The organism is Pseudomonas sp. zfem003 (genome assembly GCF_032621675.1).
Taxonomy (GTDB): Bacteria; Pseudomonadota; Gammaproteobacteria; order Pseudomonadales; family Pseudomonadaceae; genus Metapseudomonas; species Metapseudomonas otitidis.
The window spans coordinates 97,519-122,881 of record NZ_JAVYJG010000013.1 but is presented as its reverse complement, the minus strand read 5'-3'; the positions used below and the strand labels follow the sequence as shown (position 1 = coordinate 122,881).

At 67.9% G+C, this 25,363-nt stretch carries 17 protein-coding genes; 11 read left to right on the top strand and 6 right to left on the bottom strand.

Features of this window, described 5'->3' with window-relative positions:
• Positions 1-102: 102 nt before the first annotated feature.
• Entirely contained in the window at positions 103-594 is a 492-nt protein-coding gene (locus RTK35_RS27710; RefSeq protein WP_316909482.1) for a GNAT family N-acetyltransferase, read from the bottom strand.
• 159 nt (positions 595-753) lie between these two features.
• Between RTK35_RS27710 and RTK35_RS27705 the strand changes: the two genes are divergently transcribed.
• On the top strand, positions 754-1,146 hold the full coding sequence (locus tag RTK35_RS27705; protein WP_282887773.1) for a GFA family protein: 393 nt from the start codon (positions 754-756) through the stop codon (positions 1,144-1,146).
• 45 nt (positions 1,147-1,191) lie between these two features.
• Here the strand turns inward: RTK35_RS27705 and RTK35_RS27700 are convergent, their stop codons facing one another.
• Positions 1,192-3,327, bottom strand: coding sequence for a TonB-dependent siderophore receptor (locus RTK35_RS27700; RefSeq protein WP_316909481.1), 2,136 nt, complete (start codon positions 3,325-3,327; stop codon positions 1,192-1,194).
• Positions 3,328-3,510: 183 nt separating this feature from the next.
• The gene (locus RTK35_RS27695) at positions 3,511-4,197 is read right to left on the bottom strand and encodes an endonuclease (protein ID WP_074969356.1); all 687 of its coding nucleotides are present in this window, start codon (positions 4,195-4,197) and stop codon (positions 3,511-3,513) included.
• A 308-nt stretch (positions 4,198-4,505) separates the two neighbouring features.
• Between RTK35_RS27695 and RTK35_RS27690 the strand changes: the two genes are divergently transcribed.
• Positions 4,506-4,862 (top strand): hypothetical protein, encoded by a 357-nt coding sequence (locus RTK35_RS27690; RefSeq protein WP_044412697.1) that lies wholly within the window; start codon positions 4,506-4,508, stop codon positions 4,860-4,862.
• Here the strand turns inward: RTK35_RS27690 and RTK35_RS27685 are convergent.
• Positions 4,837-5,715 (bottom strand): DMT family transporter, encoded by an 879-nt coding sequence (locus tag RTK35_RS27685; protein ID WP_044412698.1) that lies wholly within the window; start codon positions 5,713-5,715, stop codon positions 4,837-4,839. The genes RTK35_RS27690 and RTK35_RS27685 overlap by 26 nt on opposite strands.
• Positions 5,716-5,862: 147 nt before the next feature.
• On the opposite strand from RTK35_RS27685, the gene RTK35_RS27680 reads away from it, so the two are divergent.
• Both RTK35_RS27680 and putA read left to right on the top strand, forming a co-directional pair.
• Positions 5,863-6,111: a DUF3820 family protein gene (locus RTK35_RS27680; protein WP_044412700.1), complete on the top strand. Its 249-nt coding sequence runs from the start codon at positions 5,863-5,865 to the stop codon at positions 6,109-6,111.
• A 216-nt stretch (positions 6,112-6,327) separates the two neighbouring features.
• Positions 6,328-10,302 carry a trifunctional transcriptional regulator/proline dehydrogenase/L-glutamate gamma-semialdehyde dehydrogenase gene (gene putA / locus RTK35_RS27675; RefSeq protein ID WP_316909480.1) on the top strand — a complete coding sequence of 1,325 codons (3,975 nt, stop codon included), beginning with the start codon at positions 6,328-6,330 and terminating at the stop codon, positions 10,300-10,302.
• Between the two features lie 202 nt (positions 10,303-10,504).
• Here putA and RTK35_RS27670 read toward each other — a convergent pair whose 3' ends face one another.
• The gene (locus RTK35_RS27670) at positions 10,505-12,451 is read right to left on the bottom strand and encodes a methyl-accepting chemotaxis protein (protein WP_316909479.1); all 1,947 of its coding nucleotides are present in this window, start codon (positions 12,449-12,451) and stop codon (positions 10,505-10,507) included.
• A 182-nt stretch (positions 12,452-12,633) separates the two neighbouring features.
• Here RTK35_RS27670 and RTK35_RS27665 point away from each other — a divergent pair, with 182 nt between their 5' ends.
• The gene (locus tag RTK35_RS27665) at positions 12,634-13,677 is read left to right on the top strand and encodes an LLM class flavin-dependent oxidoreductase (RefSeq protein WP_282886777.1); all 1,044 of its coding nucleotides are present in this window, start codon (positions 12,634-12,636) and stop codon (positions 13,675-13,677) included.
• Positions 13,678-13,868: 191 nt separating this feature from the next.
• Here the strand turns inward: RTK35_RS27665 and RTK35_RS27660 are convergent, their stop codons facing one another.
• Positions 13,869-14,747, bottom strand: a complete 879-nt coding sequence (locus RTK35_RS27660) for a LysR family transcriptional regulator (protein ID WP_044412756.1) — start codon at positions 14,745-14,747, stop codon at positions 13,869-13,871.
• A 157-nt stretch (positions 14,748-14,904) separates the two neighbouring features.
• Here RTK35_RS27660 and RTK35_RS27655 point away from each other — a divergent pair, with 157 nt between their 5' ends.
• The 6 genes from RTK35_RS27655 (at position 14,905) to RTK35_RS27630 (ending at position 25,338) form a co-directional block, all read left to right on the top strand.
• Positions 14,905-16,167, top strand: a complete 1,263-nt coding sequence (locus RTK35_RS27655; RefSeq protein WP_316909478.1) for an MFS transporter — start codon at positions 14,905-14,907, stop codon at positions 16,165-16,167.
• A gap of 78 nt (positions 16,168-16,245) precedes the next feature.
• Positions 16,246-18,894, top strand: a complete 2,649-nt coding sequence (locus tag RTK35_RS27650; RefSeq protein WP_316909477.1) for a patatin-like phospholipase family protein — start codon at positions 16,246-16,248, stop codon at positions 18,892-18,894.
• Positions 18,895-19,008: 114 nt separating this feature from the next.
• A complete protein-coding gene (locus RTK35_RS27645) occupies positions 19,009-20,118 on the top strand; it encodes an AAA family ATPase (protein ID WP_044412763.1) in 1,110 nt (369 codons plus the stop codon).
• The gene (locus tag RTK35_RS27640) at positions 20,115-20,549 is read left to right on the top strand and encodes a hypothetical protein (RefSeq protein ID WP_316909476.1); all 435 of its coding nucleotides are present in this window, start codon (positions 20,115-20,117) and stop codon (positions 20,547-20,549) included. Before RTK35_RS27645 ends, RTK35_RS27640 begins: the two co-directional genes overlap by 4 nt.
• A gap of 2 nt (positions 20,550-20,551) precedes the next feature.
• Entirely contained in the window at positions 20,552-22,399 is a 1,848-nt protein-coding gene (locus tag RTK35_RS27635) for a hypothetical protein (RefSeq protein ID WP_316909475.1), read from the top strand.
• On the top strand, positions 22,396-25,338 hold the full coding sequence (locus RTK35_RS27630) for a bpX6 domain-containing protein (RefSeq protein ID WP_316909474.1): 2,943 nt from the start codon (positions 22,396-22,398) through the stop codon (positions 25,336-25,338). Before RTK35_RS27635 ends, RTK35_RS27630 begins: the two co-directional genes overlap by 4 nt.
• Positions 25,339-25,363 lie beyond the last annotated feature (25 nt).

The window sequence follows — 25,363 nt, the reverse complement described above, 5'->3', positions numbered from 1 at the left end:
TACGCCAGGCGCCTCCGGGCGCTGAGGGCATTGGCGGACAGCGAGGGGGCTTGGCAGGACAGCGCGATGACCGCGCCGGAAACCACAGGGTGGGGCGGCGCCTCAGCCGAGAGTCTTGGTCATCTCGCGGGTGGCTGCCCAGCCGAGGGCCTGGTACACCGGGCGGCCGACCTCGGTGGCGTGCAGCACGGCGAAGCCCAGGCCGCGCCGGGCGAACTCGGCTTCCGCCAGCTTCATCAGCGCCGTCGCCAGCCCCCGACGCCGGTAGGCCGGCTCGACGTACACGTTGAGCACGTAGCCGCGCTGGTCCTGGGTCGGGTGAGCCGGGTGCGGTGGCCAGTCGATGCTCATCAGGCCGATGCCGGCCGCCGGACTGCCCTCGTCCATCACCATGAAGCCGTAATAGCGGCCGTCCTCCAGGCGCACCCGCAGCCAGGGGCGGAAGTGCTCGGTCATCACCCGCAGCGCAGCCGGATCACCTCCGGCTTCAAGGAACATTGCCTCGCGGTGCCTGCAGATCAGCTCCAGGTCGTGCAGTACCAGCTGCCGCACCTGCAGCCCACCGAAATCGATTGCCTCGACACCCTCTTCCATCGCCCTATCCTCCCTGGTTGAGCGCCGATCCTAGGAGCATCGCGTGCCATGGGATAGGCACAGATCGAGGTGGGAAAGGCCATACACCCGACGGGAGGAACCTGCCGGGGACAAGGACGGGGCGAACCCAGGTGGACTGATGAAACAGGAGGGTAGGAGATGGAACGATTCACCGGAGGCTGCCTGTGTGGCGACCTGCGCCTGGTGGCGGAGGGTCGGCCGTACCGGGTCGGGCTGTGCCATTGCCTGGACTGCCGCAAGCATCACGGAGGGCTGTTCCATGCCTCGGCGATCTTCCCCGAGGCGGCGGTGACCCTCGAAGGGACCGCCCACGCCTACGCAGGCCGGCATTTCTGCCCACGGTGCGGGTCATCGGTGTTCAACCGTTCGGGCGATGAGGTGGAGGTCAACCTGGGGGCGTTGGACGCGCCCAACCAGTTGGTGCCGACCTACGAGAGCTGGGTGATCCGACGCGAGTCCTGGCTACCGGCCTTCCCACTGGCCAGGCACTACTCCCGGGATCGCGACCCGACCAGCCGCTACGAGGACTGACGGCGCGCACCACCACATCTCCGCACGGCTGGCGTACGGCAGCGGCTAGAAGGTGTAGGCGATGCCGGCCTGTACGGTGCGCGGCGCGCCGGGGTAGGCATAGAGGTTGAAGGCGCCCTCCTCATACTCCTCGTTGAGCAGGTTCTTCACGTCCAGGTTCAGACGTACCTGCGGCGTCAGTTGGTAGAAGCTGAGCAGGTCGACGACGGTATAGCCCTTCATCGCATAGGTGCTGGAGGAGGTCTGCCCGGCGCGGTCGTCCACGTAGCGCACGCCGGCACCCAGGCCCAGGCCCTTGGCGGCGCCGTCCTGGAACTCGTAGACGTTGAGCAGGCTGAAGCTGTTGCGCGGGATATTGGCCAGGCGGGTACCCTTCTTCAGGCTGTTGTCGCGGGTCACCTCGGCATCGACAAAGGCGTAGCCGCCGGTCATACGCCACTCAGGGGTGAGGTTGCCGGCGATGTTGAGGTCGAAGCCACGGCTGCGTACTTCGCCGGCGGCAACACTGAAGGCGGAATCCAGGGGATCGAGGGTGAGCACGTTCTGCTTGACGATGTGGTAGACGGCCGCGTCGACGCTGAACTGCTGGTCCGGCGACTCCCACTTCAGGCCCACCTCGTAGGCCTTGCCTTCCTCAGGATTGAAGCCATCGCCCTGGCGGCTCGCACCGGTGTTGGGCTTGAAGGATTTCGACGCATTGGCATACAGCGCCAGGCTATCGGTGAGGTCGTAGATCACCCCCAGGCGCGGGGTGGTGGCGGTGTCCGCCGTGCTCCAGTCGCGGCTGCCGGGCAGACGGTTGTCGTAATCGTGCTCGTAGCGCTCCACACGTACGCCCGCCAGCACCTTGAAGCGTTCGGTGAGCGCGACCTGATCCTGGACGAACGCCGCCCAGGTGGTGAGGTTTTCCTTGTCGTGGGTGGTCACGCGGGTCAGTGCCGGACGTGCCTGGCCGGTGGCGGGGTTGAAGATGTCCACGGTGTAGTCGCCGGTCGAACCGCCGGAGCGGCGGATAATGGACCTGTAGTGGTAGTCCTCGTATTCCACGCCAGTCAGCAGGGTGTGGGCCAGGCCGAAGGTGTCGAAGTGGCCAGTGAGGTTGAGCTGGTAGTCGCGGTCGCTCCAGTCCAGCTTGCGGTAGTTGAAGTTGCGCCCCAGGGTGCGCCCGTCAGCCTGCAGCCCGTTGGCTTCGATGGCGTTGCCCTGCAGGGTGCCGTTGAGGTCCTGCACGCCGCCAGCGAGGGTCCAGTCGGCGTTGAGGGCGTGCTCGAAGCGCAGTTGCAGCATGTCGTTGTCGTTGTGCAACCGGTTGTCGCTACGCGAGCCCCAGGCATTGGTGTCGCGAGAGGGGTTACCGGCCTGGTTGGGGTAGCGGGTCAGGCCCCGGTCGAGGGGATGGTTGTTGCGCATCAGGTCGGCTTCGAGGGTGATGCGCGTGTCGTCGGTGGCCTGCCAGCTGATCACCGGCGCCACGTCGTAGCGCTCGCTCTCGACGTTGTCGCGGAAGCTGTCGCCCCCCTCCCCCAGCAGGTTCAGGCGGTAGGTCACGCGGCCTTCCTCGTCGAATGCGCCAGTGGTGTCCAGGGTGCTGCGGTACAGGCCCTGGTCGGTGACCTGCGCGCCGAGCGTGGTCTTGCGCTCGGCCTGGGGCTGCTTGGTCACCACGTTGAAGGTGCCGCCCGGATCGCCACGGCCGTAGAGGCTCGACGCCGGCCCGCGCAAGACTTCAAGACGTTCGATGGTGTTGGCGTCCGGCGCATTCGGGTAACCCCGGTTGATGGGGAAGCCATTGCGATAGAACTCGCCGGTGGTGAAGCCGCGCACGGTAAAGGTGGTCAGCCCCTGGCCCCCGAAGTTATTGGCGCGACCGACGCCACCGGCGTAGTCCAGCGCCTCCTGCAGGCGCGTTGCCCCGGTGTCCTCGACCACGTCGCGGGGGACCACGGTCACCGACTGCGGGGTTTCGTGCAGGGTCGTGTCGGTGCGCGTGGCGCTGGCTGACCGGGTCGCCTTGTAGCCCTTCACCGGCCCATCCGCGCGCTCCCATGCTTCAGCCTGGGCATCGATGTTCAGGGCATTGAGCTCCAGCGAACCGGTGTCGTCGGCGGAGAGTGGTGGTTCGGCACTGAAAGCGGGGGCGGCAGCCTGGAGCAGGCAGAGGGACAGAAGGGTACGGCGCATCGAAAGGCGGTTCCTTGCAAGACGAGGTGAAGGTAGTTGTAGGAATGCGCCGCAAGCTATCACAAATGACAAGCTTTATCATTCGCAAACAATACATTGTCCTACAAAATCTTCTTGCCCGGGCGCTACCAGCGAGCCGCCCAACCCTTCAAGGGTGGCTCGCTGACAAAGACCAGCGCGCCCTCACTTGCACGCCTTCAAATTCACCGCCCCCACGAAGTGGTTGCCGTGCCCCATCACGCAGGCCACGCGCTGGTTGCGGTTCCGCTCCCAGGCTTCTACCGGGTACTGCTTGTTCCAGGCGGTGTAGAGCTGGCGGTCCTGTTTGGACAGGCGCAGGCCGTAGCGTTCGCTCATGTAGAAGTAGGTGCGCGCGATCATCCCGCGGATCTGCTGGCGCGGCATGGCCTTGCGCGCCTTGAAGTCCACCACCATCGGGCAGGCGCCGTACTGGCTGGGCGCCTGGGGCAGCCAGCCGAAACCGTAGTTGCTGCGGTCGCCGTTCACCTCGCCGATGCTCGGCACCAGGTTGTGCAGGTCGGCTTCGGCCCGGCGGTAGGCGTCGTCGTGACGGGCGCAGTTCTCGCGGCCGCCGTTCTGCCAGCACTTGCGCTGGTGGCCGATGACCCAGGCCGGGACGATGTGCTCCCACTCGATACGGCTGGCGCGCTTGGCATTGGTCCGCGGGACGTAGCCACAGCTCTTGAGGTCCACCTTGTTGCCGCTGTAGCGGCAGCCGCAATAGAACTCGACAGGGTGGGAAGCGTAGAGCTTCCAGGCGGCTTTCTTGGCTTCTTGGAAGGTGCGCGGCGCGGTGGCCTGGGCGGTACCGGCCAGCAGGAGGGAGAGCAGCAGGACGAAACGGATCATGGATCAGGGGATTCCCGTACAGCGTGGAGAGGCACTCACTGACAGCGGTTCTTCATCGGAGTTTTGTTGCCAGGGGATGAGTTCAACGAGTATATGTATATTCATACAGTATTCAATGAGAATCGTCCGATGATGCCTTCAGCCCCCATGCCCTTGCCAAAACCGCTGTCACAAATCCCTGGGATGATCCGTTCCCGGAAACACCCGCTGCCGCTGCGCGTTGCCGGCGGTCCGGACAACCCTGCACCACGCCGGCCGGCTGGAAGCCGCCATGGGGCGCGGTGCCTGCACTGATGAGGAGAACAGGGATGGTCGACGTGATGCAGTTGAAGTACACGGTCAACCGCATGGCGGTGTCCGAGGTACGCGAGGCGGTGGACGAGCTGCTGCTGGAGGGGCTGGTGACCGACGGCAAGACGCCCTTCACCCGGGTGCACTTCAACACCTGCCTGGCGGAGATCGAGGCGCTGTTCCAGCGGGCGGGCTACCACCGGCCGCTGGACGTGGTGGGCTATCAGGGGCTGGTGTATGCACTGTTCGACCCGACCCGCTGGGAGCCGGTGGAGGTGCTGCGCTGGCTGAAGGACTACGTGGAGAACGCCCAGGCCTGCCGCTCACTGGCACGCACCGCCGACGAGCTCAGCGCCGCTGGGCGTACGCCGTGAACAGGCCGCTGCCGACGATGATGGCGATGCCGACCACGCCGATGGCATCCGGCGCGTGGTCGAAGAGCAGGTAGCCGAGCAGCCCGGCGAAGACGATCTGCCCGTAGCTGAACGGTGCCAGCAAGGCCGGCGAGGCATACCGGAACGCCTGGGTCAGCAGCATGTGCCCGCCCATGCCGCAGGCGCCCAGGGCCAGCATCAGCAGGCCGTGGCCGGTGGTGGTGGGCAGGCTCCAGAAGAACGGCACCAGGGTGCTCATGATCAGGGTGTTGGTGAGGCCGGTGATGAAGTTGGTGGTGGCCGGGCTGTCGTAGCGCGAGAGGATGCGCGTCAGCAACTGGTAGAAGGCGAAGCACACCGCCGCCGAAACCGGCAGGAGCACCGCCGGGGTGAACAGCGCGCCCCCGGGCCGCACGATCAGCAGCACCCCACCCAGCCCCAGCAGGACCGCTACCCACTGCCCGCGGGTGACGCGCTCCTTCAGCAGCGGCACCGACAACGCCGTGACCAGCAGCGGCGCCAGGAAGATCACCGAGGTCGCCTCCGCCAGGGGGATGTAGCGCAACCCGGTGGTGAACAGCAGGCTCACCCCGATCAGGCACAACGCCCGCGCCACCTGCAGCCCGGGGCGCTTCGCCCGCAGCACCCGCAAGCCCTGCTGTGGCAGCAGGTAGCCCGCCAACAGCAGCGTGTGCACCAGGTAGCGCACCCACACCACCATGATGATCGGGTAGAAGGCCGACAGGTATTTGGAGATGGCGTCGTGGCTGGAGAACAGGAAGATCGCCACGCAGATCAGCAGGATGCCCTTCAAGGGCTCCTCGCGGCGCAGCGATGGGGTACTGGGGCTCATGCGGGGTTCCGGGCAGTCTGCGGCCGATATGTTTAGCAGACTAATGATGAGGCGGCTCAGAAAATAGCGGCTTGAGCGACCGGCCTCAACTCAGCACGACCGGTCTGGGGTTATCCTAGCCGCCCCTCCCAGACCCCGCCCGGCCCGATGAACCCCGAAGACCTCCTGCTGCTGGTGACCCGCGAGATGCCCTACGGCAAGTACAAGGGCCGCCTGATCGCCGACCTGCCCGGCCACTACCTCAACTGGTTCGCCCGCGAGGGCTTCCCCAAGGGCGAGATCGGCCGCCTGCTGGCCCTGATGCAGGAGATCGACCACAACGGCCTCAAGCCACTGCTGGAGCCCCTGCGCCAGAAACGGCGCCGACCCCAGGCAGGTGCAACCAACTCGGACTAGTATGGAAACGCGCCCCTCGCCGCGTTTTCCCGACGACCGGTTGCACCTCCCAAGGCATCGCGCAACCCCACGCGCACTGAGGCGGTGCGGGGTTTCCCAGGCTTGCTGGAGACAGCGAAATATCAAGGTTGCACCTGGTTGCACCCCGACTTCGGCACAGCTACTCTTGGCGCCGCAATCCGCCGTGCCGACCACGGCAGCTGACGAGGACAAGAAATGGCCACCACCACTACCCTTGGCGTGAAACTCGATGAGGCGACCCGCGAGCGTCTCAAGGAAGCCGCCCGCCGCATCGACCGCACGCCCCACTGGCTGATCAAGCAAGCGATCTACAGCTACCTCGAGACCCTCGAGAGCGGCACCACCCTGCCGGAGCTGCAAAGCATCGCCGCGCGCCTGGCCGAGGGCGACAGTGAAGCGGTGGAGGCCCTCCTCGACCCGGTCTACCAGCCCTTCCTCGAATTCGCCGAGAGCATCCTCCCGCAGTCGGTCCTGCGCGCCGCGATCACCGCCGCCTACCGCCGCCCCGAGGAAGAAGTGGTGCCCATGCTGCTGGAGCAGGCCCGCCTGCCCGCCGAGATGGCCGAAGCCACCTACAAGCTCGCCTACGGCATCGCCGAGAAGCTGCGCAACCAGAAGAGCGCCGGCGGCCGTGCCGGCCTGGTGCAGGGCCTGCTGCAGGAGTTCTCCCTGTCCTCCCAGGAAGGCGTGGCGCTGATGTGCCTGGCCGAAGCCCTGCTGCGCATCCCGGACAAGGGCACCCGTGACGCCCTGATCCGCGACAAGATCAGCAACGGCAACTGGCAGCAGCACCTGGGCCAAAGCCCGTCGATGTTCGTCAACGCCGCCTCCTGGGGCCTGCTGATCACCGGCAAGCTGGTGTCCACCCACAACGAGGCCGGCCTCTCCAGCTCGCTGAACCGCATCATCGGCAAGAGTGGCGAACCGCTGATCCGCAAGGGCGTGGACATGGCCATGCGCCTGATGGGCGAGCAGTTCGTCACCGGCGAAACCATCGCCGAGGCCCTGGCCAACGCCAACAAGTTCGAATCCAAGGGCTTCCGCTACTCCTACGACATGCTCGGCGAAGCCGCGCTGACCGAAGAGGACGCCCAGCGCTACTACGCCTCCTACGAGCAGGCCATCCACTCCATCGGCAAGGCCTCCCACGGTCGCGGCATCTACGAAGGCCCGGGCATCTCCATCAAGCTCTCCGCCCTGCACCCGCGCTACAGCCGCGCCCAGTACGAGCGCGTGATGGATGAGCTGTACCCGCGCGTGCTGGCCCTGACCCTGCTGGCCAAGCAGTACGACATCGGCCTGAACATCGACGCCGAGGAAGCCGACCGCCTGGAAATCTCCCTCGACCTGCTGGAGCGCATGTGCTTCGAGCCGGGCCTGAAGGGCTGGAACGGCATCGGTTTCGTCATCCAGGCGTACCAGAAGCGCTGCCCGTACGTGATCGACTACGTCATCGACCTGGCCCGCCGCAGCCGCCACCGCCTGATGATCCGCCTGGTCAAGGGCGCCTACTGGGACAGCGAGATCAAGCGCGCCCAGGTCGACGGCCTGGAAGGCTTCCCGGTCTACACCCGCAAGGTCTACACCGACGTGTCCTACGTGGCCTGCGCGCGCAAGCTGCTGGCCGTGCCGGACGCCATCTACCCGCAGTTCGCCACCCACAACGCCCACACCCTCTCGGCCATCTACCACATCGCCGGGCAGAACTATTACCCGGGCCAGTACGAGTTCCAGTGCCTGCACGGCATGGGCGAACCGCTGTACGAGCAGGTGGTGGGCAAGATCGCCGACGGCAAGCTGAACCGCCCCTGCCGCATCTACGCCCCGGTGGGCACCCATGAAACGCTGCTGGCCTACCTGGTGCGTCGCCTGCTGGAAAACGGCGCCAACACCTCGTTCGTCAACCGCATCGCCGACAGCTCCATCTCCATCAAGCAACTGGTGGAAGACCCGGTCGCCAGCATCGAAGCCATGGCCGCTGCCGAAGGCACCCTCGGCAAACCGCACCCGCGCATTCCCCTGCCCCGTGACCTGTACGGCGCCGGCCGGGTGAACTCCAGTGGCATCGACCTGGCCAACGAGCACCGCCTGGGCTCCCTCTCCAGCGCCCTGCTCGGCAGTGGCCATGCCGACTGGCGCGCCCGCCCGATGCTGGGCTGCCCGGTCTCCGAAGGCGAGAGCCTGCCGGTGCTCAACCCGGCCGACCGCCGCGACGTCGTCGGCCACGTGCAGAACGCCAGCCTCGAAGATGTCGGCAACGCCGTGCTCGCCTCGCTGACCGCCGCCCCCATCTGGCAGGCCACCCCGCCGGTGGAGCGCGCCGCAGCCCTGGACCGCGCCGCCGACCTGATGGAGGCCGAGATCCAGCCGCTGATGGGCCTGCTGTGCCGCGAGGCCGGCAAGACCTTCGCCAACGCCATCGCCGAAGTGCGCGAGGCCGTGGACTTCCTGCGCTACTACGCCGCCCAGGCCCGCCACGACTTCGCCAACGACAGCCACCGCCCGCTGGGCCCGGTGGTCTGCATCAGCCCGTGGAACTTCCCCCTGGCGATCTTCACCGGCCAGGTAGTCGCCGCGCTGGCTGCCGGCAACACCGTGCTGGCCAAGCCCGCCGAGCAGACCCCGCTGGTGGCCGCCCAGGCCGTGCGCATCCTGCTGCAGGCCGGCATCCCCGAAGGCGCCGTGCAGCTGCTGCCGGGTGAAGGCCACACCGTGGGCGCCGCCCTGGTGAACGACGAGCGCGTCAAAGGCGTGATGTTCACCGGCTCCACCGAAGTCGCCGGCATCCTCGCCCGCAACGTCGCCGGCCGCCTGGACGCCCAGGGTCGCCCGATCCCGCTGATTGCCGAGACAGGCGGCCAGAACGCCATGATCGTCGACTCCTCGGCCCTGCTGGAGCAGGTGGTCAACGACGTGGTTGCCTCCGCCTTCGACAGCGCCGGCCAGCGCTGCTCCGCCCTGCGCGTGCTGTGCCTGCAGGAAGACGTGGCCGACCGCGCACTGGAGATGCTCAAGGGCGCCATGGCCGAATGCCGCCTGGGCAACCCGGACAACATCATCGTCGACATCGGCCCGGTGATCGACGCCGAAGCCAAGGCCGGCATCGACCGCCATATCGAAGCCATGCGCAAGAAAGGCCGCCACGTCTACCAGGTTGCCCGCACCGAAGGCGACGTGATGAGCCGCGGCACCTTCGTCATGCCGACCCTGATCGAACTGGAAGGCCTGGACGAGCTGGAGCGCGAAGTGTTCGGCCCGGTGCTGCACGTGCTGCGCTACAAGCGCGAGAACCTGGACCAGCTGCTGGACCAGATCAACGCCACCGGCTACGGCCTGACCCTGGGCGTGCACACCCGTATCGACGAAACCATCGCCAAGGTGGTGGACAAGGCCCACGCCGGCAACCTCTACGTCAACCGCAACATGGTCGGCGCCGTGGTCGGCGTGCAGCCCTTCGGCGGTGAAGGCCTCTCCGGCACCGGCCCGAAAGCCGGCGGCCCGCTGTACATGTACCGCCTGCTCGCCACCCGCCCGGACGATGCGGTCACCCGCACCTTCCAGCGCCTCGACGAGCAACAGGCCGACGCCGGCCTGCGCACGCTCCAGGAAGAGCGCCAGGGCAAACCGCTGGCCGCCCTCAAGGAGTGGGCCGCGAAGGAAGGCCGTGGCGAGCTGGCCAGCCTCTGCGACCGCTTCGCCGAGCTGTCCCAGAGCGGCCTGAGCCGCACCCTCCCCGGCCCGACCGGCGAGCGCAACACCTACCTGCTGCTGCCCCGCGAGAACGTGCTGGGCCTGGCCGACGACGAAGCCGACCTGCTGGTCCAGCTGGCGGGCGCGCTGTCGGTGGGCAACCGCGTGATCTGGCAGGACGGCGAAGTGACCAAGGCCCTGCGCGCCAAACTGCCGAAGGCGGTTCAGTCGCGCATCCAGCTGGTCGCCGATTGGAAGAGCGAGGACGTGGCATTCGACGCCGTGCTGCACCACGGCGATTCCGATCAGCTGCGCGAGATCTGCCAGCAGGTCGCCGCCCGCAAGGGCGCGATCATCGGCGTCCAGGGCCTGTCCCGTGGGGAAACCGCCGTACCGCTGGAGCGCCTGCTGATCGAACGCTCCCTCAGCGTCAACACCGCCGCCGCCGGCGGCAACGCCAGCCTGATGACCATCGGCTGACGCCCCGGGCCGCCTCGCGGCCCAACGGCCCGCGCTTCCACAAGAAGCCGGGCCGTCCGGTTCCCGGCCTTGCGCCGGGCACCTTCCCAGCCGGCGGCCCGTCCCGCCACCCGCCCCCAGGGCACGAGAGCGACGCCACAAGCGTCGCTCTTTTTTTGCCTGGCGTTCCGGCAGCCTTTAGCGGGCTCGCCGCTACAGCCGATCAGGTACGGAAGCGCCGCACCAGCTGGTTCAGCTCGTTGCTGAGGTCGGTGAGGTTGTGGGCATCGCCGCGGGTGGACTCGGCGAGGTTGGCCACCAGTTGCGCATCGCCGTGGATCTGGCTGATGTGGCGGTTGATGTCCTCGGCCACCTGGTGCTGCTCTTCGGCGGCGGTGGCGATCTGGGTGTTCATGTCGCGGATCACGTCCACCGATTCGCGGATCAGCTCGAAGCTCGCCCGGGCCTGGTTGATCGACACCACCGTTTCCTGGGAGACCTCCAGGCTGGCATGCATCTGCTTGCCCATCTGGTGGGTGCGGCGGGCCAGGTTGCCCAGCAGCGTGTCGATCTCGCTGGTGGAATCGGCGGTGCGCTTGGCCAGGGCCCGCACTTCGTCGGCCACCACGGCAAAGCCCCGGCCCTGCTCGCCGGCACGGGCCGCCTCGATGGCAGCGTTGAGCGCCAGCAGGTTGGTCTGCTCGGCAATCGAGCTGATGGTGCCGAGGATGGACTGGATGTCGTTGCTGTCCTGCTCCAGCTGCTGCATGGCCTCGGCGGACTGGCCGATCTCGCGGCTCAGGCGGTCGACATTGGTCACCGCTTCGTCGATCTGTCGCTGGCCGTCGTGGGCCTGGCGCTGGCCGCTGTCGGCGGAGTCGGCGGCCTGGCTGCAGGAGCGCGCCACTTCGTTGGAGGTGGCGACCATCTCGTGGAAGGCCGTGGAGACCATGTCCACCGCCTCGCGCTGGCGGCTGGCGACCTCGGCCAGGTCCTGGGCGGTCTCGGTGGAGCGGCCGGAGGTGCTGTGGATCTCCCCGGCGGCATCGCCGATACGGCGGATCAGGGTGCGGATGGCTTCGAGGAACTGGTTGAACCACCCCGCCAGTTGCGCGGTTTCGTCCTGGCCACGCACGTCCAGGCGCGCCGTGAGGTCGCCTTCACCCTGGGCGATGCCTTCCAGGCCGCTGGCCACACCACGGATCGGCTTGACGATGAGCCCGGCGGAGAAGCCGCCGACCAGCGCGAACAGGCCGCCGCAGGCCAGGGCGATGAGCGCGATCACCCAGCTCAGGCGGGTGGCCGAGGCCATCACCTCGTCCTCGCGGATCACCCCGATGAAGCGCCAGCCCAGCGCGTCGGACGTCCAGACGTTGGCCATGTAGCGCTCTCCGCCCAGCACCACCTCTTCCAGGCCGGTGCCGGCCTTGGCCAGTTGCGCGTAGCCCTCGCCCAGGTCGCTGAGGTTCTTGAAGTTGTGCTCCGGTGCGTTGGGGTCCACCAGCACCTTGTCGTTGCCTTCCAGCAGCATCAGGTAGCCGCTCTCGCCCAGGTGGATCTGCTTGACCAGGTCGGTCAGCTGCTTGAGCGACACGTCGATGTTCACCACGCCGCCCGGGTTGCCCAGTTGGTTGGCGAAGCTGCGCACGGTGCTCACCAGCACCACGTCGTCCGCCGCCCAGTAGTAGGCGGAGGTGCGCAGCGTCCTGCCCGGCTGGGCCATGGCGGCCTGGTACCAGGGACGGGTGCGCGGGTCGTAGCTGGCGAGCTTGGGGTCACCGGGCCAGAACACATAGCCACCCTGCTGGGTGCCGAGGGACAGGTAGGCATAGGCCGGGTGGGACTTGGCCAGGCCGTTGAACAGCTCAAACACCTGCTCGTCCTGGGGGCCGGTGGGCAGGTCCGCTGCGTTGGCGGCGATGTACTGCTTGAGGCTGCCATCCACCGCCTGCAGGCGCGGGTGGGTGGCCAGGTAGTCGACGTTCTGGCTGATGCCCTCGAAGAACAGCTTCATGGCGTTCTCCACCTGGCGGATTTCGCGGCCGCTGCTGTCGAGGAAGTCCTCGCGCGCCTCCCCGCGCAGGTTGAGGACGATCAGCACCGCCACGAGGACGACCGGCACGCTGGCGATGGCGGCAAAGGCCATCGTGAGTTTTTGTTTTATGTTCATCTCGCTCGGATTCCTTGAGGCCGACAGATTGTGTTTGCGGATATTCCATATTATGGTATACCAATATCGCAACAGCCGACCAGCGGTATCCCGAGCGGATCCGGTGGCCTGAACATCCCGGCAATGCCCGCTGCAGGCGGGTCATCGCATCGGCCAACAACAAAAAGCCCGAGGTAAGCGAAATGAAATTCTCCCTCTTCGTACACATGGAGCGTTGGGACGAGAGCATCAGCCACCGCCAGCTGTTCGAAGACCTGACCGAACTGACGCTGATGGCCGAGGCCGGCGGCTTCAGCACCGTCTGGATCGGCGAGCACCACTCGATGGAGTACACCATCTCCCCCAGCCCGATGCCGACCCTGGCCTACCTCGCGGCCCGCACCACCACCATCCGCCTGGGCGCCGGCACCATCATCGCGCCGTTCTGGAACCCGGTTCGCGCAGCCGGTGAATGCGCCCTGCTGGACGTGATCAGCAACGGCCGCATGGAAGTGGGGCTGGCCCGTGGCGCCTACCAGTTCGAGTTCGATCGCCTCGCCAACGGCATGCCGGCCACCGACGGCGGCCAGCACCTGCGCGAAATGGTCCCGGCGGTGAAAGCCCTGTGGCAGGGCGACTACGCCCATGACGGCGAGATCTGGAAGTTCCCCACCTCCACTTCCTCCCCGCGTCCGATCCAGCAGCCCTACCCGCCGATGTGGATCGCCGCCCGCGACCCGGACTCCCACAACTTCGCGGTGAAGAACGGCTGCAACGTGATGGTCACCCCGCTGATGAAGGGTGACGAGGAAGTGGTGGACCTGAAGAACAAGTTCGAGGCCGCCCTGGCCAACAACCCGGACGTACCGCGCCCGCAACTGATGGTGCTGCGCCACACCCACGTGCACAGCGTGGACGACCCGGAAGGCTGGAAGCTTGGCGCCGCCGCCATCTCGCGCTTCTACCGCACCTTCGATGCCTGGTTCGGCAACAAGCAGACCCCGGTCAACGGCATCCTGCCGCCCAGCCCGGAAGAGAAGTTCAAGGACCGCCCCGAATTCGAGCTGGAGAACATCCGCAAGAACACCATGATCGGCACCCCGGAAGAGATCATCGCGCGCATCCGCTACTACCAGGAGCTGGGCGTGGACGAGTTCAGCTTCTGGTGTGACAACAGCCTGCCCCACGCCGAGAAGAAGAAGTCCCTGGACCTGTTCATCAAGCACGTGGTGCCCGCGTTCCGCTGATCCCCCGCTCTCCCTTCTGACTCGCCATGCCGATCGAGCGTCCAGGCATGGCGGGTCGTTTTGCGTTACCCCGCCCTTTCACGGGCCCTCTCCCGTCACCCGCCCCCTCGCTGAACGCCGAACCCAGCCCTCCGCCCCCGCAACAACTGGCCATGCCCTGCGCAGCCATGACGGGCGGCAAGCAGGCGCGTTCAGGGCGCGATCAGCTCGATGAAGGCCCGCGACAGCGGTGAGCGCTCGTCATCCCGGCGTACCAGCCACACGGCGGTAGTGGCGCCGGCATCCAGCAGCGGCCGGTAGACCACGCCGTCGAAGTGCATGCGGGTGAAGGACGCCGGCAGCACCGAAACCCCGAGCCCCGCCGCCACCAGCCCGATCAGCGTCAGTGCGCTGTGGGATTCCTGGGTGATGCGCAGGCTGAAGCCGGCCTCGTGAGCCAGGGCGATCACCTGGTCGTAGAGGCCGGTGCCGGCATTGCGCGGGAAGTACACGAAGGGTTCGGCTGCCAGCTCCGCCAGGTGCAGGCCGGCGCTCTCGCCTGCCAGTCGGTGCTGGGCGGGCAGCACCGCCACCAGCGGCTCGCGGAACAGCTCCACCGCCACTAAAGACTCCGGCAACGGTAGCGGGCGGATCAGCCCCACCTGGATGCGCCCGTTGAGCAGCGCGTCGGCCACTTCCCGGCTGTTCAGCTCGTGCAGCTCCAGCTGCACCTCGGGGAAGGCCTGGCGAAAGCGCAGGATGGCGCCAGGAATCACCGAGGTGAACGGCGCCGAGGAGGTGAACCCCAGCTTCAACTGACCCAGCTCGCCGCGCTGGGCACGGCGCGCCACCTCGGCCGCCTGGTCCACCTGGGCGAGTATCTGGCGTGCCTCGTCGAGGAACAGCCGACCGGCCTCGGTGAGGGCCACGCGGCGGTTGGTGCGCTCGAACAGTCGCGCCCCCAGCTCCTCCTCCAGGGCCTGGATCTGCTGGCTCAGCGGTGGCTGGGATATGCCCAGCAGCTCCGCCGCGCGACCGAAATGGAGTTCGTCGGCGACGGCAATGAAGTAACGCAGGTGGCGGAGTTCCATGGCGGCGATTGATAGGTTTCAGATATCAAAGATGTCGAACAATATATTGGAAACGCGTATTGCGCACCGATAGGCTTTTCACCGTCCCCCAGAGCCCGCCAGCAGCGGGCCACGGCCCCCACGGGCCGACTGCCTGATTCGCGTGATGAGGTCCCCGATGAGCCACCCCGAGCGCCAGACTGCCACCGGCGCGCCCGCCGAGCCGCCCACCCATATCGAGAAAGGCAGCGCCGCCTTCCTGCGCACCAACCTGGCGCTGTTTTGCGGCGGCTTCGCCACCTTCGCCCTGCTCTACTGCGTGCAACCGATGATGCCGGTGCTGGCCCAGGCCTTCGCCATCAGCGCTGCCCAGGCCAGCCTGGTGCTGTCGGTGTCCACCTTGGCGCTGGCGGTGGGCCTGCTGTTCACCGGCTCGCTGTCCGACGCCCTCGGGCGCAAGCGGGTAATGGGCGTTTCGCTGCTCTGCGCGGCCCTGTTCACCCTCGCCAGCGCCGCCATGACCCGCTGGGAGCTGGTGCTGCTGATGCGCGTGCTGGTGGGGCTCTCCCTCAGCGGCCTCACTGCCGTGACCATGACCTACCTGAGCGAGGAGATCCACCCGGCCCACACCGGCCTGGCAGTGGGCCTGTACATCGGCGGCAACGCCATCGGCGGGATGTGCGGCCGCCTGGTGGCCGGGGTGATGGTGGATTACCTGTCCTGGCACTGGGTGCTGGCCTGCATCGGCCTGCTGGCGCTGCTCGCCGGCCTGGTGTTCTGGCGCCTGCTGCCGGAGTCCCGGCACTTCCGGCCCCGGCCGATTACCCTGGGCAACCTGGCCGGCGGCTTCGCCCTGCACCTGCGCGATGCCCGGCTGCCAGTGCTGTTCGTCGAGGCCTTCCTGCTGATGGGCAGCCTGGTGACCTTCTTCAACTACATCGGCTTCCACCTGCTGCAGGCGCCCTACCACCTCAGCCAGGCGGCGGTGGGCATGCTCTCGGTGGTGTACCTCTCCGGCACCTACAGCTCGGCCATGGCCGGTTCCCTGGCCGACCGGGTGGGCCGGCAGAAGGTGCTGTGGGTGATGATCCTGCTGATGCTCGTCGGCTTCGGCCTCACCCTGCTGGCACCGCTGCCGCTGATCCTGCTGGGCATGCTGCTGTTCACCTTCGGCTTCTTCGGCGCCCACTCGGTGGCCAGCAGCTGGGTCGGCCGCCGTGCCACCCAGGCGCGGGGCCAGGCGGCGTCGCTCTACCAGGCCTTCTACTACACCGGCTCCGGCGTCGCCGGCACCCTCGGCGGGCTGTTCTGGCACCAGGCCGGTTGGCACGGCATCGGCCTGTTCGTCGGCGGCATGCTGGTGCTGGCCCTGGTACTGGCCATCGGCCTGGCCCGGCGCCCTATGGGCGAAGCGGGCACCTGCCCGGGAGGCCCGCGCTGAGCCCGACGCCTGGCTGGCGGAATGCCCGGCACCTGCTTTAGTAAGGAGCTGTAGGCAACATCGCACCAGGGAGGGCACGTGGAAGACCAATACAAGGCCGAACAGGAACGCATCGACTGGCGCCGCGAGACGCTCGGCATCGACACCCCGGCGGAACCGCGCCGCCGCCCCTGGGCCCTGGCCCTCTCCGGCGGCGGCATCCGCAGCGCCACCTTCTGCTTCGGCGTGCTCCAGGCCCTGGCCCGCGCGCCCTACACCCCCGCCAACCGCCCCCTCGGCAGTACCGGCGACGCCCCCGCCGAGCGCCTGCTGCCGCGTTTCGACTACCTCTCCACCGTGAGCGGCGGCGGCTACATGGGCTCGTTCTTCTCCAGCCTGTTCCAGCCCGGGCGCCTGCGCCCCGGCACGGGCACCGAGCAGGCCCAGGCACGCCAGGCGGCCGAGGACGCCTACCGGGTGCTGAGCTACCAGCCGCCGGGGCGCATCCACTCCTCCACCAACTACCGCGCGGCCCCGGTCGGCGCCGGGCCCACCGCCTGGCTGCGGGAGAACGGCCGCTACCTGACGCCCACCGGCGCCGGTGACCTGCTCTACGCCCTGGCGATGACCTGGCGCAACTGGGTGGCCGTGCACCTGGTGATCGGGCTGCCGATCCTGCTGGTCACCGCGCTGCTGGCCCTGACCCAGGGTTTGGCCTGTTCGCGCTGGAACCTGTTCTGCGACCACCTCCTGGCCATTCCCCTGGGCATTGCCCTGGTGGCCGTGGCCCCGCTGATGCTGGCGTACTGGCTGATCTACTCGCGCAAGACCCAGGACGAACCGCCCGCGCTGCTCAACTGGGCCACCGGCAGCGCCCTGGCGATGGCCGTGGCGCTGGGCTGGTTCACCTGCCAGGTGCCCGACACAGCGGATTGGCTGCCGGTGCCCGCCCGCGACCTGCTCTGGATAGTGGTCACGGTGCTCGGTCTGGGGCTGGCCTGGTGCGCCGCGCTGGTGGCGTCCCAACGCCTGAAGCAGCGCCCCGACGACGGCGGACTGGACGCCGACAATGTGCGCAATTACCGGGTCAACGTCACCCGGGCGCTGAGCACGGCGATCACCTGGGCGGCTGTCGCCCTGGTGCTGGTCCTGGTGCACCAGTTGACCTTCGAGCTGTACACGGTGCTGGCCCGGCACTGGCAGGGCAGCCTCACCTTCAGCGTGCTGCCGGTGCTGATCTGGCTGGTGCGCCACCTGGCCCGCAGCCGTGACGAGAAACCCGCCCCCGGCCTGCTGAAGAAACTGCCCCTGGACGCCCTGGCGCTGGTCGCCGGCCTGGTCCTGCTGCTGGCCGTCACCCTGGCCTGGGGCCTGCTGGCCCACTGGTTCGCCTGGAACGGCCGGGTGCCGGGCGCCCACGCGGGTGATGCGCAGCTCTTCCGCTTCGGCCTGCTGGCGGTCATCGCCCTGGTGATGGCGGTGGTCACCGGGCAGTTCATCGGCTTCATCAACCTCTCCAGCCTCCAGGCGTTCTACGCCGCCCGCCTGACCCGCGCCTACCTGGGCGCCTCCAACGGCCAGCGCTTCGACGTCTCCTGCACCCAGAGCCGCCGACGCATGAGCGTGGCGCAGACCCTCTCGCGGGACGACATCCCCCTGAAGGACTACTACGGCAAACGCACCGCCGGCCCGCTGCACCTGATCAACGTCACCATGAACCTCACCGTGGACCCGGCCGAGCAACTGGTGCAGCGCGACCGCAAGGGCAAGCCGCTGTGCGTGGCGCCCTACCGCTACACCCCCGGCGGCGAGCAGGACCAGGTCACCAGCTTCATCCTCGACGGCCAGCGCAAATCCCGGCAGCCGCCCAACGGCCGCGGCGAGATCAACCAGCCGCTGAGCCTCGGCCAGTGGGTGGCCACCTCCGGCGCCGCCGCCAGCACCGGCCTCGGCCGCCAGACCAGCCTGGGCCTCTCGCTGCTGCTGGGGCTGGCCAACGTGCGCCTGGGCACCTGGTGGCAGAGCAACTTCGTCGGCCGCGCCAAGCCGCTGTCGCGGATCGGCGAGGCGTCGTCCCACTGGTTGCCGACCCAGACCTACCTGTTCTACGAACTCACCGCGCGCTTCCACGGCCATCGCCGCGACAAGCTCTACCTCACCGACGGCGGCCACTTCGAGAACACCGCCACCTACGAGCTGCTGCGCCCCGCCCGCGACATCGAACTGGTGGTGATGTGCGACTGCGGCTGCGACCCGGAGTACCGCTTCGACGACCTGGCCAACCTGGTGCGGCTGTCGCGCATCGACCACGACCTGGAGATCGAGGAAGACCCCGGCGTACTGCGCCACCCGCTGCTGTCCCAGGTGTTCGGCAGCACCCAGTCCCTGCGCGCCGCCACCGAACCGAGCGACCGCCGCTGCGCCGTGCTGCTCAACGTCTTCCACACCCCGGACCGGGAGAACCCCGACATCCCGCGCCGCCTCACCAGCCGCATCCTGCTGATCAAGCCCCGGCTGATCGAGGGCGTGCCCACCGACGTGCTCAACTACGTGCGCGCCAACCCGGACTTCCCCAACCAGACCACCGGCGACCAGTTCTTCGACGAAGCCCAGTTCGAGAGCTACCGCCAACTGGGCCTGAGCATCGGGCAACTGCTGTTCGGCGACGGCCAGCGCCCCAACAACATCGCCCACGCCCTGTCGCGCTACCTGGCCAAGCCGGTGCTGGAGGATGCCGCCGGGGAGTGAACGCATGTGCCGGGACGGTTCCTTGTGAGCCGTCCGACGGGTTGCGTCATGGCGCATTGACAGCCTGGTCGATTTGCGCAAAATCCGCGCCTTGCCATCAGGGAAGACGCCGCTTTGAACGCCATCCAGCACGCCGCCAGGGAACTCCGCTCGGCCATTCGTACCGCCACCACCGGCCTCGTCGGCCGTGAGCAACTCGCCGAACTCATCATCCTCGCCGCCGTGGCCCAGGAGCACCTGCTGGTGGTCGGCCCGCCCGGCACGGCAAAAAGCGCCGTGGTACGCCGGGTGGCCCAGGTGCTGGGCGGCCGCTACTTCGAGTACCTGCTCGGGCGCTTCACCGAGCCCAGCGAGCTGTTCGGCCCGGTGGACCTGCGCAAGCTGCGCGAGGGCACGGTGGAAACCGATGTCAGCGGCATGCTGCCGGAAGCCGACGTGGCCTTCCTCGACGAGGTGTTCCTCGGCTCCACCGCCATCCTCAACACCCTGCTCGGCGTGCTCAACGAACGGCGCTTCCGCCGTGGCCACACCGAGCTGCGCTGCCCGCTGCGGGTCTGCGTCGGCGCGGCCAACGGCCTGCCGGAAGACGAGGCCCTGGCGGCCTTCGCCGACCGCTTCCTGCTGCACCTGTTCGTCGACACCGTGCCGGACCACCAACTGGAAGCCATGCTCGCTGGCGGCTGGAAGGCCGAGCAGCTACCCGTGCTGGACGCGCACCACCTGGGCCACCTGGACACGCTCTGCGGCGCCCTGCGCCAGGTCGACCTCGACAGCGTGCGCCCGGCCCTGGCCGACGCCATCCGCCGCCTGCGCCAGGCCGGCATCCCGCTTTCCGACCGGCGTATCGTCAAATCGCAACGGCTGATCGCCGCCGCCGCACTGCTCGGCGGCCGCCAGCAGGCCAGCGAGGCGGACCTCTGGCCGCTGCTCTACGCCCTGCCCACCCAGGCCATGCAGCAACAGGCCCGCGAGGTCCTGCGCGAGCTGTTCGCCCAGGCCAGCAACGACAACCTCTTCAGCGCGGTGGAAGAAGCCACCCTGCAACCGCTGTCGCGAGCCAGCCGCCTGGCCGAAGAAGCCCGCGCCTGCCTGGACGAGGCCGAGGGGACGAACCCGGAAGCGGTGCTGCGGGAGATCGACGCCAACTTCCTCGCTGACGCCCTGCCGCCGGAGCTGGCCGAGCTGCGCGAGCGCCTGGTCGCCCGCCTCGCCACCCCCGCATGAGTGCCCTGAAACAGGCCTGGCGCTGGCAACCCCGCGCCCAGGCCCTGGAACCCCGTGCTGCCGTGGCCTGGGGCGAAGCCTCCCGGCGCCTGCACGCGCGCCTGCTGGCCCTGCCCGCCGGGCAACTGGCGAGCCTGCAGGCCACTGCCGCCGATGACCTGCTGGTGGTGATCGGTGAAGCTGACGCCCTGCCCTGGGTGGATGACATCGACTACGCCGCCCCCTGTGAAGGCGCCCCCGAACTCTGGCTGCCAACCCGGCTGTGCCCCGATGCACCACTGGACCTGCTCGCCCGCGCCCTCACCAAGCGCCACGGCCGCACCCCGCTGCTGCTCTGGCCCGCGCCGGCCAGGACGGTGCCGCTGGACCGCCAGCTGCCGCTTTCCGAAGGTCACCTGGCGCGCATCCTCAATCACTGGCAGGGACGCTGACCATGCAATTGCCCGACGCCCTGAAGCCCTGGCACAACCTGCTGGAAGGTGTGGCCCCGGAGCTTGCCGAGCACCTGGCCGCCATGCTCGACCGCCTGCAGGCCCTGGTCGGCCCCTTCCGCGAGCGCACACCCAACGGCCAACCCGAGCCTGAGGGCCTGGGCGACTTGCGCCGACGCGGCCCCTACGAGCGGCTGCTATCCAGCGAGTGGTTGCTGGCTGAAGAGTTTCCCGATGAGTTCCTCCGCCGCGCGGCCGGTGGCGAGCACCTGTTCCTCGCACCACAGCAGCGCGAACAGCGCCGCAGCCGGCTGATCGTCGCCCTGTTCGACGCTGGCCCCCGGCAACTGGGTGCGCCCCGCCTGGCGCACTTGGCGATGCTCATCCTCCTCGCCCGCCGCGCCCGAGAGGCCAATGGCGAACTGCGCTGGGGCAGCCTGCAGGCCCCGGCCTGGCACGACGGCCTGCAAAGCCAGGCCGACCTCACACAGCTGCTCGAAGCGCGCAGCTGGGCCGCCGCCGAACCCGCCCACTGGCAGGCCTGGCAGGCACTACTCGATACGCTGCCGGAGACACCGGACGAGTGCTGGCTGATCGGCGGCCCTGCGGACCACGACACCATCAGCCACAACCTGCAGGTCACTACCCGCCTCGACGGCAAGGCACTGGAGATCACGCTGCACCAGGCGAACCTCCGCCGCAGCCTGGACCTACTGCTGCCACCGCCAGCGATGGGCAAGCGCCTGCTGCTGGGCCAGTTCGCCTCGATGGGCCTGCCAGGGTCGCAGGCGTCGGCACAACCTGAGGTGTTGCATACCCAGCGGGTGGCCCTGACCCTGCCGCCGGTGATCGCCCACTCTGGGCAGTTGGTCGCATTGACGCTGCTCGACCAGAAGGGTGCGCTGGTCTTCAAACTGCCGCCGCTACGCGGCAAAAAGACCACCCTAGCCAAGGTGTACCGACAGAATTGGCCCGCTAGCAACCAGCCACTGGCCATGGCCTTCCAGGGCAAGAGCCTGGGCGCCGTGGTGGACACCGGAGCCTACCTGCGCTTCTGGCAGTTGCCGGGCTTCGACGCCGTCAAACGTCCGCCGCTGCGAGAGCTGAACGCCCCGCCGGGCACCGCCAACCTGCTGCCGCTGGCCCTGGTGAACAGCAATCACGAGAGCCAGCGCCTGTACCTGCTGGATGCCGCCGAGCACCTGCTGAGCTGGAACCGCGACACAAAAGCACCCAACCATGAGCCAGCGACGTTGCAGTGGATCGAGTCCAACGTACTGGCCATGGCCGGCTTCGAGGATGGGGGGGTCTGTTACCTGTACAAGCGCGATCAACGCTTCTTCCTGAAAGTAATATCGAGCAACCCGAGCACTCACCCCTGGCGCCTGGGCGAAGCCGGTGAGCCCAACAAGGCCTTCATGGCTTTCATGGCACGGGCCTACAAGTCCACCTCACCGCCCGCCTGCGCCCTGCTGATGGAAACCACGCCCCAAGAGCGCTGGCGGATCTGCCGCGCCCCATACCGCCAGGACCACGAGAGGGAGAGCAGGATGCTCGATGTTCCCGGCGGCTGGAATGCCCAAGGACTGGTGCGTACCCGCGAGACCGGTGCCCTTTCACTGGTGCTGATGAGCAGCGACCGCAAGAGCCTGAGCCTGTATAGCGGCAGCACCCTCGACAGATTCTTCGACTCCCCCGACCCCATCGCTCGCCTCAGTGTCTGCCCCGCCAGCGGCCTGGTGGCCATCCTCACCCATGCCCGTGAGCTGGTGGTCTATTGCAGCCAGCGCCAAGTGGTGCGCCTACGCGCCCACTGCACCCTGGCCGATGACGAAGGAGCCCAGCCATGAACTCGCCGGATGCTCAGGTTCGCCAGCCGCTGCTCAAGGGCCGACGTACCGTGGCCGGGCTCTGGCTGCCGGCCGACTGGCTGGATGCGGAGGAACGCACGGCATTGCTGTTGCACCACTGGCATGCCGACGCCCGCGCCTGGCGCTTCGCCGAGGGTGATCTGCTGCGCTTCGCCAGTGCCCGGCCGATGGACTGTGACGGCCTGGTCGGCTGGCCACTGCTGGCCCTGAAAGGCGGCGGCCTGTGCTCTGCGGAGCTGGAGGCAGAGGAACGCGCCATGCTACCGGTCGCCGATCTCTGGCTGGTACGTGGTGGCCAGGTACAGGCACTGCGCCTGGCCGATGCCCAGGACCTGGCCCTGGAGGAGCACATCGCCCTCGGTGGCTACCCGCTACTGGACACCTGCGACTGCCGCGCCGCCCTGCCGCCTCCGGTGTTGGAGGTGCTGCCACCGATCAAGGACATCCACGCCATCCTCGACGGCAAGGTGAAGCCACCGAGCCCCGAGCGTGACAACCTCCTCAAGACGCTGGCACAGCAACAGGCAGGTGCCCAGCGCCCGACTCCTTCACGTCCCTCTCCACGCAAATCGCGGATCAATGCCAGCTGGGCGTTCTGGCTGTCACTGTTCGTCATCATGATGGTGGGCAACCTCATCCGCGATGCGATGAAACAACCAACGAACATTCCCCCACCTACCCTCAGCCCGGTTCCGGCGGCAGCGCCTACGCTGGCAGGGCCGAGCGATGACACGGACACGGTCCTGTTCGTCATCCTGATCACGATCGCAGTCCTCATTGCGATGCTTTTATTCGCCGCACTGCGACGGTTCTTCAAGAACGGCCAGCACGGTTGGACTGCTCAACCCTCCGCGCCCAGCCAAATCCCCGCCAAGCCTCCCGCGGCACCGCCCATCAAGCCTCGGGCCACGCAGGCTCCAAGCGGACCTGGCGTCTGGCGGCGTTTCCTCACCTCATTGGCCATCACCTCGAAATTCAGCGAGCTGCTCAACCGCCGCCAGAGCGCTTACATGCGCCGTATGCTGAAGATGTTCGAGGACGGCGACATCGCCGAAGCCTTGCGTCACGCACTGCCCCTGGGTGGCGAGCAGGGCGACCTGGGCCAGGCCTTCGGCACACCGACGCGGCGCGACGACCTCGACCTTGGCAAGCGCAGCGGCCCGGGCACCGCCATCTCCCTGGGCGAGGACCTCGAAGCGCACCTGCGCAAGGTCTATCGCCAGCACTTCGAGAAGCTCGACCGCGAGGGGCGCATCGATGAAGCGGTGTTCATCCTCGCCGAGCTGCTCAAGGCGCGACAGGAGGCGCTGGACTACCTGGAACGCCACCAGCGCTTCCGCCAGGCCGCCGAGCTGGCACTGGCCTGGGACATGCCGGCCGACTGCATCGTGCGCCTGCACTGCCTGGCCGGCGATTGGCGCACGGCCCTGCAGGTGGCACGCCGTGACGACGCCTTCGCCAATGCGGTGGAAATGCTCGGGAAGAAATGGCCCCAGGTCGCACAACGCCTGCGCGAGGATTGGGCCGATATGCTGGTGGCCCGTGGCGAATGGCTGGACGCGGTGGACGCGATCTGGCCGCTGCCGGACAAGCAGGAACAGGCCGCCCAATGGCTGCTGTGTGCCGAGGACGCCGGTGGCGGGCTGGGCGCCGAGGCCCTGGTGAAACGTGCCGTGCTACTGCCCGACACCCTGGATGCCTATGCCACGCGCCTGAAGTCGCTGCGTGACGACCCGACGCGGGCCGGCGAGCGTTTCGCCCTGGCCCAGGCGCTGAACCGCGCCGGCACTTTGCCCCGCGCCCGCAACAACGAACAGCTGCAACTACTGGCACGGCTGGTGCTGCCACCCCTGCTGGAAGACCACGCCCGAGGCCGGGTCAATCTGTCCCGACGCGACCTGCAGGAGCTGCTCAACGTCAGCCGGGACAAACTGCTGCTAGCCGACCTGCCGCCCAAGGGCCTGCCTCAGCGTGAAGGCCAGCCGCTGCTGCAGCGGGCCTCCCCCCTGCAATGGCAGGCGCCGCATGCCGGTCAGCGGGCCATTCTCGATGCCGCGCCCCTGGCCGAGGGGCGAACCCTGGTGGCCCTGGGCGAGGCCGGCCTGGCAGTGCTGGACGACCTGGGTCGCCCATTGTTCCGATTCGCCGAACCCGGCCACCGCATCGTCCTCGCCCGCAACCAGCGCGTGGCCCTGGCATTGGCCAGGCGCGACCAGCTCTGGCGCATCACCAAGCTCGATCTGGTCAGCCGCAAGGCCACCGATCTGGGCGTGCTGGCCATGGACTTCCACGCCTCCGAATTCGATGGCACCTCCTGGACCATCGGTGACAGCCGCAGCGTGCGCGTGGTGGATGTCGACCGGTCCTTCGCCGTCGTTTGGCACGTCAGCGATCTGCCGGGGCCAATCCGCGCTTTCCAGGGCCGCTCCGAAATCGAGCAATGGCTGGTAGAGAATGCCCACGGCGACGTCGAACTCTGGCGCTACACCCTGCCGACACGGCGTCTGACCCATCGCTACGAGGTACACCCGTCAACGAAGGAACAGGGGCTCTTCCTCCTCAACCCGTATGGCGGGTTGTTGGAGATCGAATTCCGTAGCAACGAAGTGGGCGAACAAAGCCTGCTGATGCAAACACGCGAAGTCCTCCTGCCCGGCATCAAGGCTGAACAGATCAGCAAGTTGAAACTCAAGCTGTTCGATGGCTGGTTGCTCATTGGCGCCCCCGGGGATGCGGGAATGACGCGCTGGCGCCTCATCAGCCAGCGCAACACGAAGGTCTGCGCCGAGTTGGATTGGCCATCCGATACCCCCTTGCAAAGCCGTTCCCTGGAACACGACTGGCGTCTGTTCGACCAGACGGGACGCCTGCTGCGCCTGGACACCCTGACCAGCGAACTCCGCGAACTGCGCGGGTAAACGGCCGCGCGGCGGTCAACGCCGC

Coding starts and splice junctions, on each gene's coding strand:
- RTK35_RS27710 (WP_316909482.1), bottom strand. CDS start 594: ATGGAAGAGGGTGTCGAGGCAATCGATTTCGGTGGGCTGCAGGTGCGG.
- RTK35_RS27705 (WP_282887773.1), top strand. CDS start 754: ATGGAACGATTCACCGGAGGCTGCCTGTGTGGCGACCTGCGCCTGGTG.
- RTK35_RS27700 (WP_316909481.1), bottom strand. CDS start 3,327: ATGCGCCGTACCCTTCTGTCCCTCTGCCTGCTCCAGGCTGCCGCCCCC.
- RTK35_RS27695 (WP_074969356.1), bottom strand. CDS start 4,197: ATGATCCGTTTCGTCCTGCTGCTCTCCCTCCTGCTGGCCGGTACCGCC.
- RTK35_RS27690 (WP_044412697.1), top strand. CDS start 4,506: ATGGTCGACGTGATGCAGTTGAAGTACACGGTCAACCGCATGGCGGTG.
- RTK35_RS27685 (WP_044412698.1), bottom strand. CDS start 5,715: ATGAGCCCCAGTACCCCATCGCTGCGCCGCGAGGAGCCCTTGAAGGGC.
- RTK35_RS27680 (WP_044412700.1), top strand. CDS start 5,863: ATGAACCCCGAAGACCTCCTGCTGCTGGTGACCCGCGAGATGCCCTAC.
- putA (WP_316909480.1), top strand. CDS start 6,328: ATGGCCACCACCACTACCCTTGGCGTGAAACTCGATGAGGCGACCCGC.
- RTK35_RS27670 (WP_316909479.1), bottom strand. CDS start 12,451: ATGAACATAAAACAAAAACTCACGATGGCCTTTGCCGCCATCGCCAGC.
- RTK35_RS27665 (WP_282886777.1), top strand. CDS start 12,634: ATGAAATTCTCCCTCTTCGTACACATGGAGCGTTGGGACGAGAGCATC.
- RTK35_RS27660 (WP_044412756.1), bottom strand. CDS start 14,747: ATGGAACTCCGCCACCTGCGTTACTTCATTGCCGTCGCCGACGAACTC.
- RTK35_RS27655 (WP_316909478.1), top strand. CDS start 14,905: ATGAGCCACCCCGAGCGCCAGACTGCCACCGGCGCGCCCGCCGAGCCG.
- RTK35_RS27640 (WP_316909476.1), top strand. CDS start 20,115: ATGAGTGCCCTGAAACAGGCCTGGCGCTGGCAACCCCGCGCCCAGGCC.
- RTK35_RS27635 (WP_316909475.1), top strand. CDS start 20,552: ATGCAATTGCCCGACGCCCTGAAGCCCTGGCACAACCTGCTGGAAGGT.
- RTK35_RS27630 (WP_316909474.1), top strand. CDS start 22,396: ATGAACTCGCCGGATGCTCAGGTTCGCCAGCCGCTGCTCAAGGGCCGA.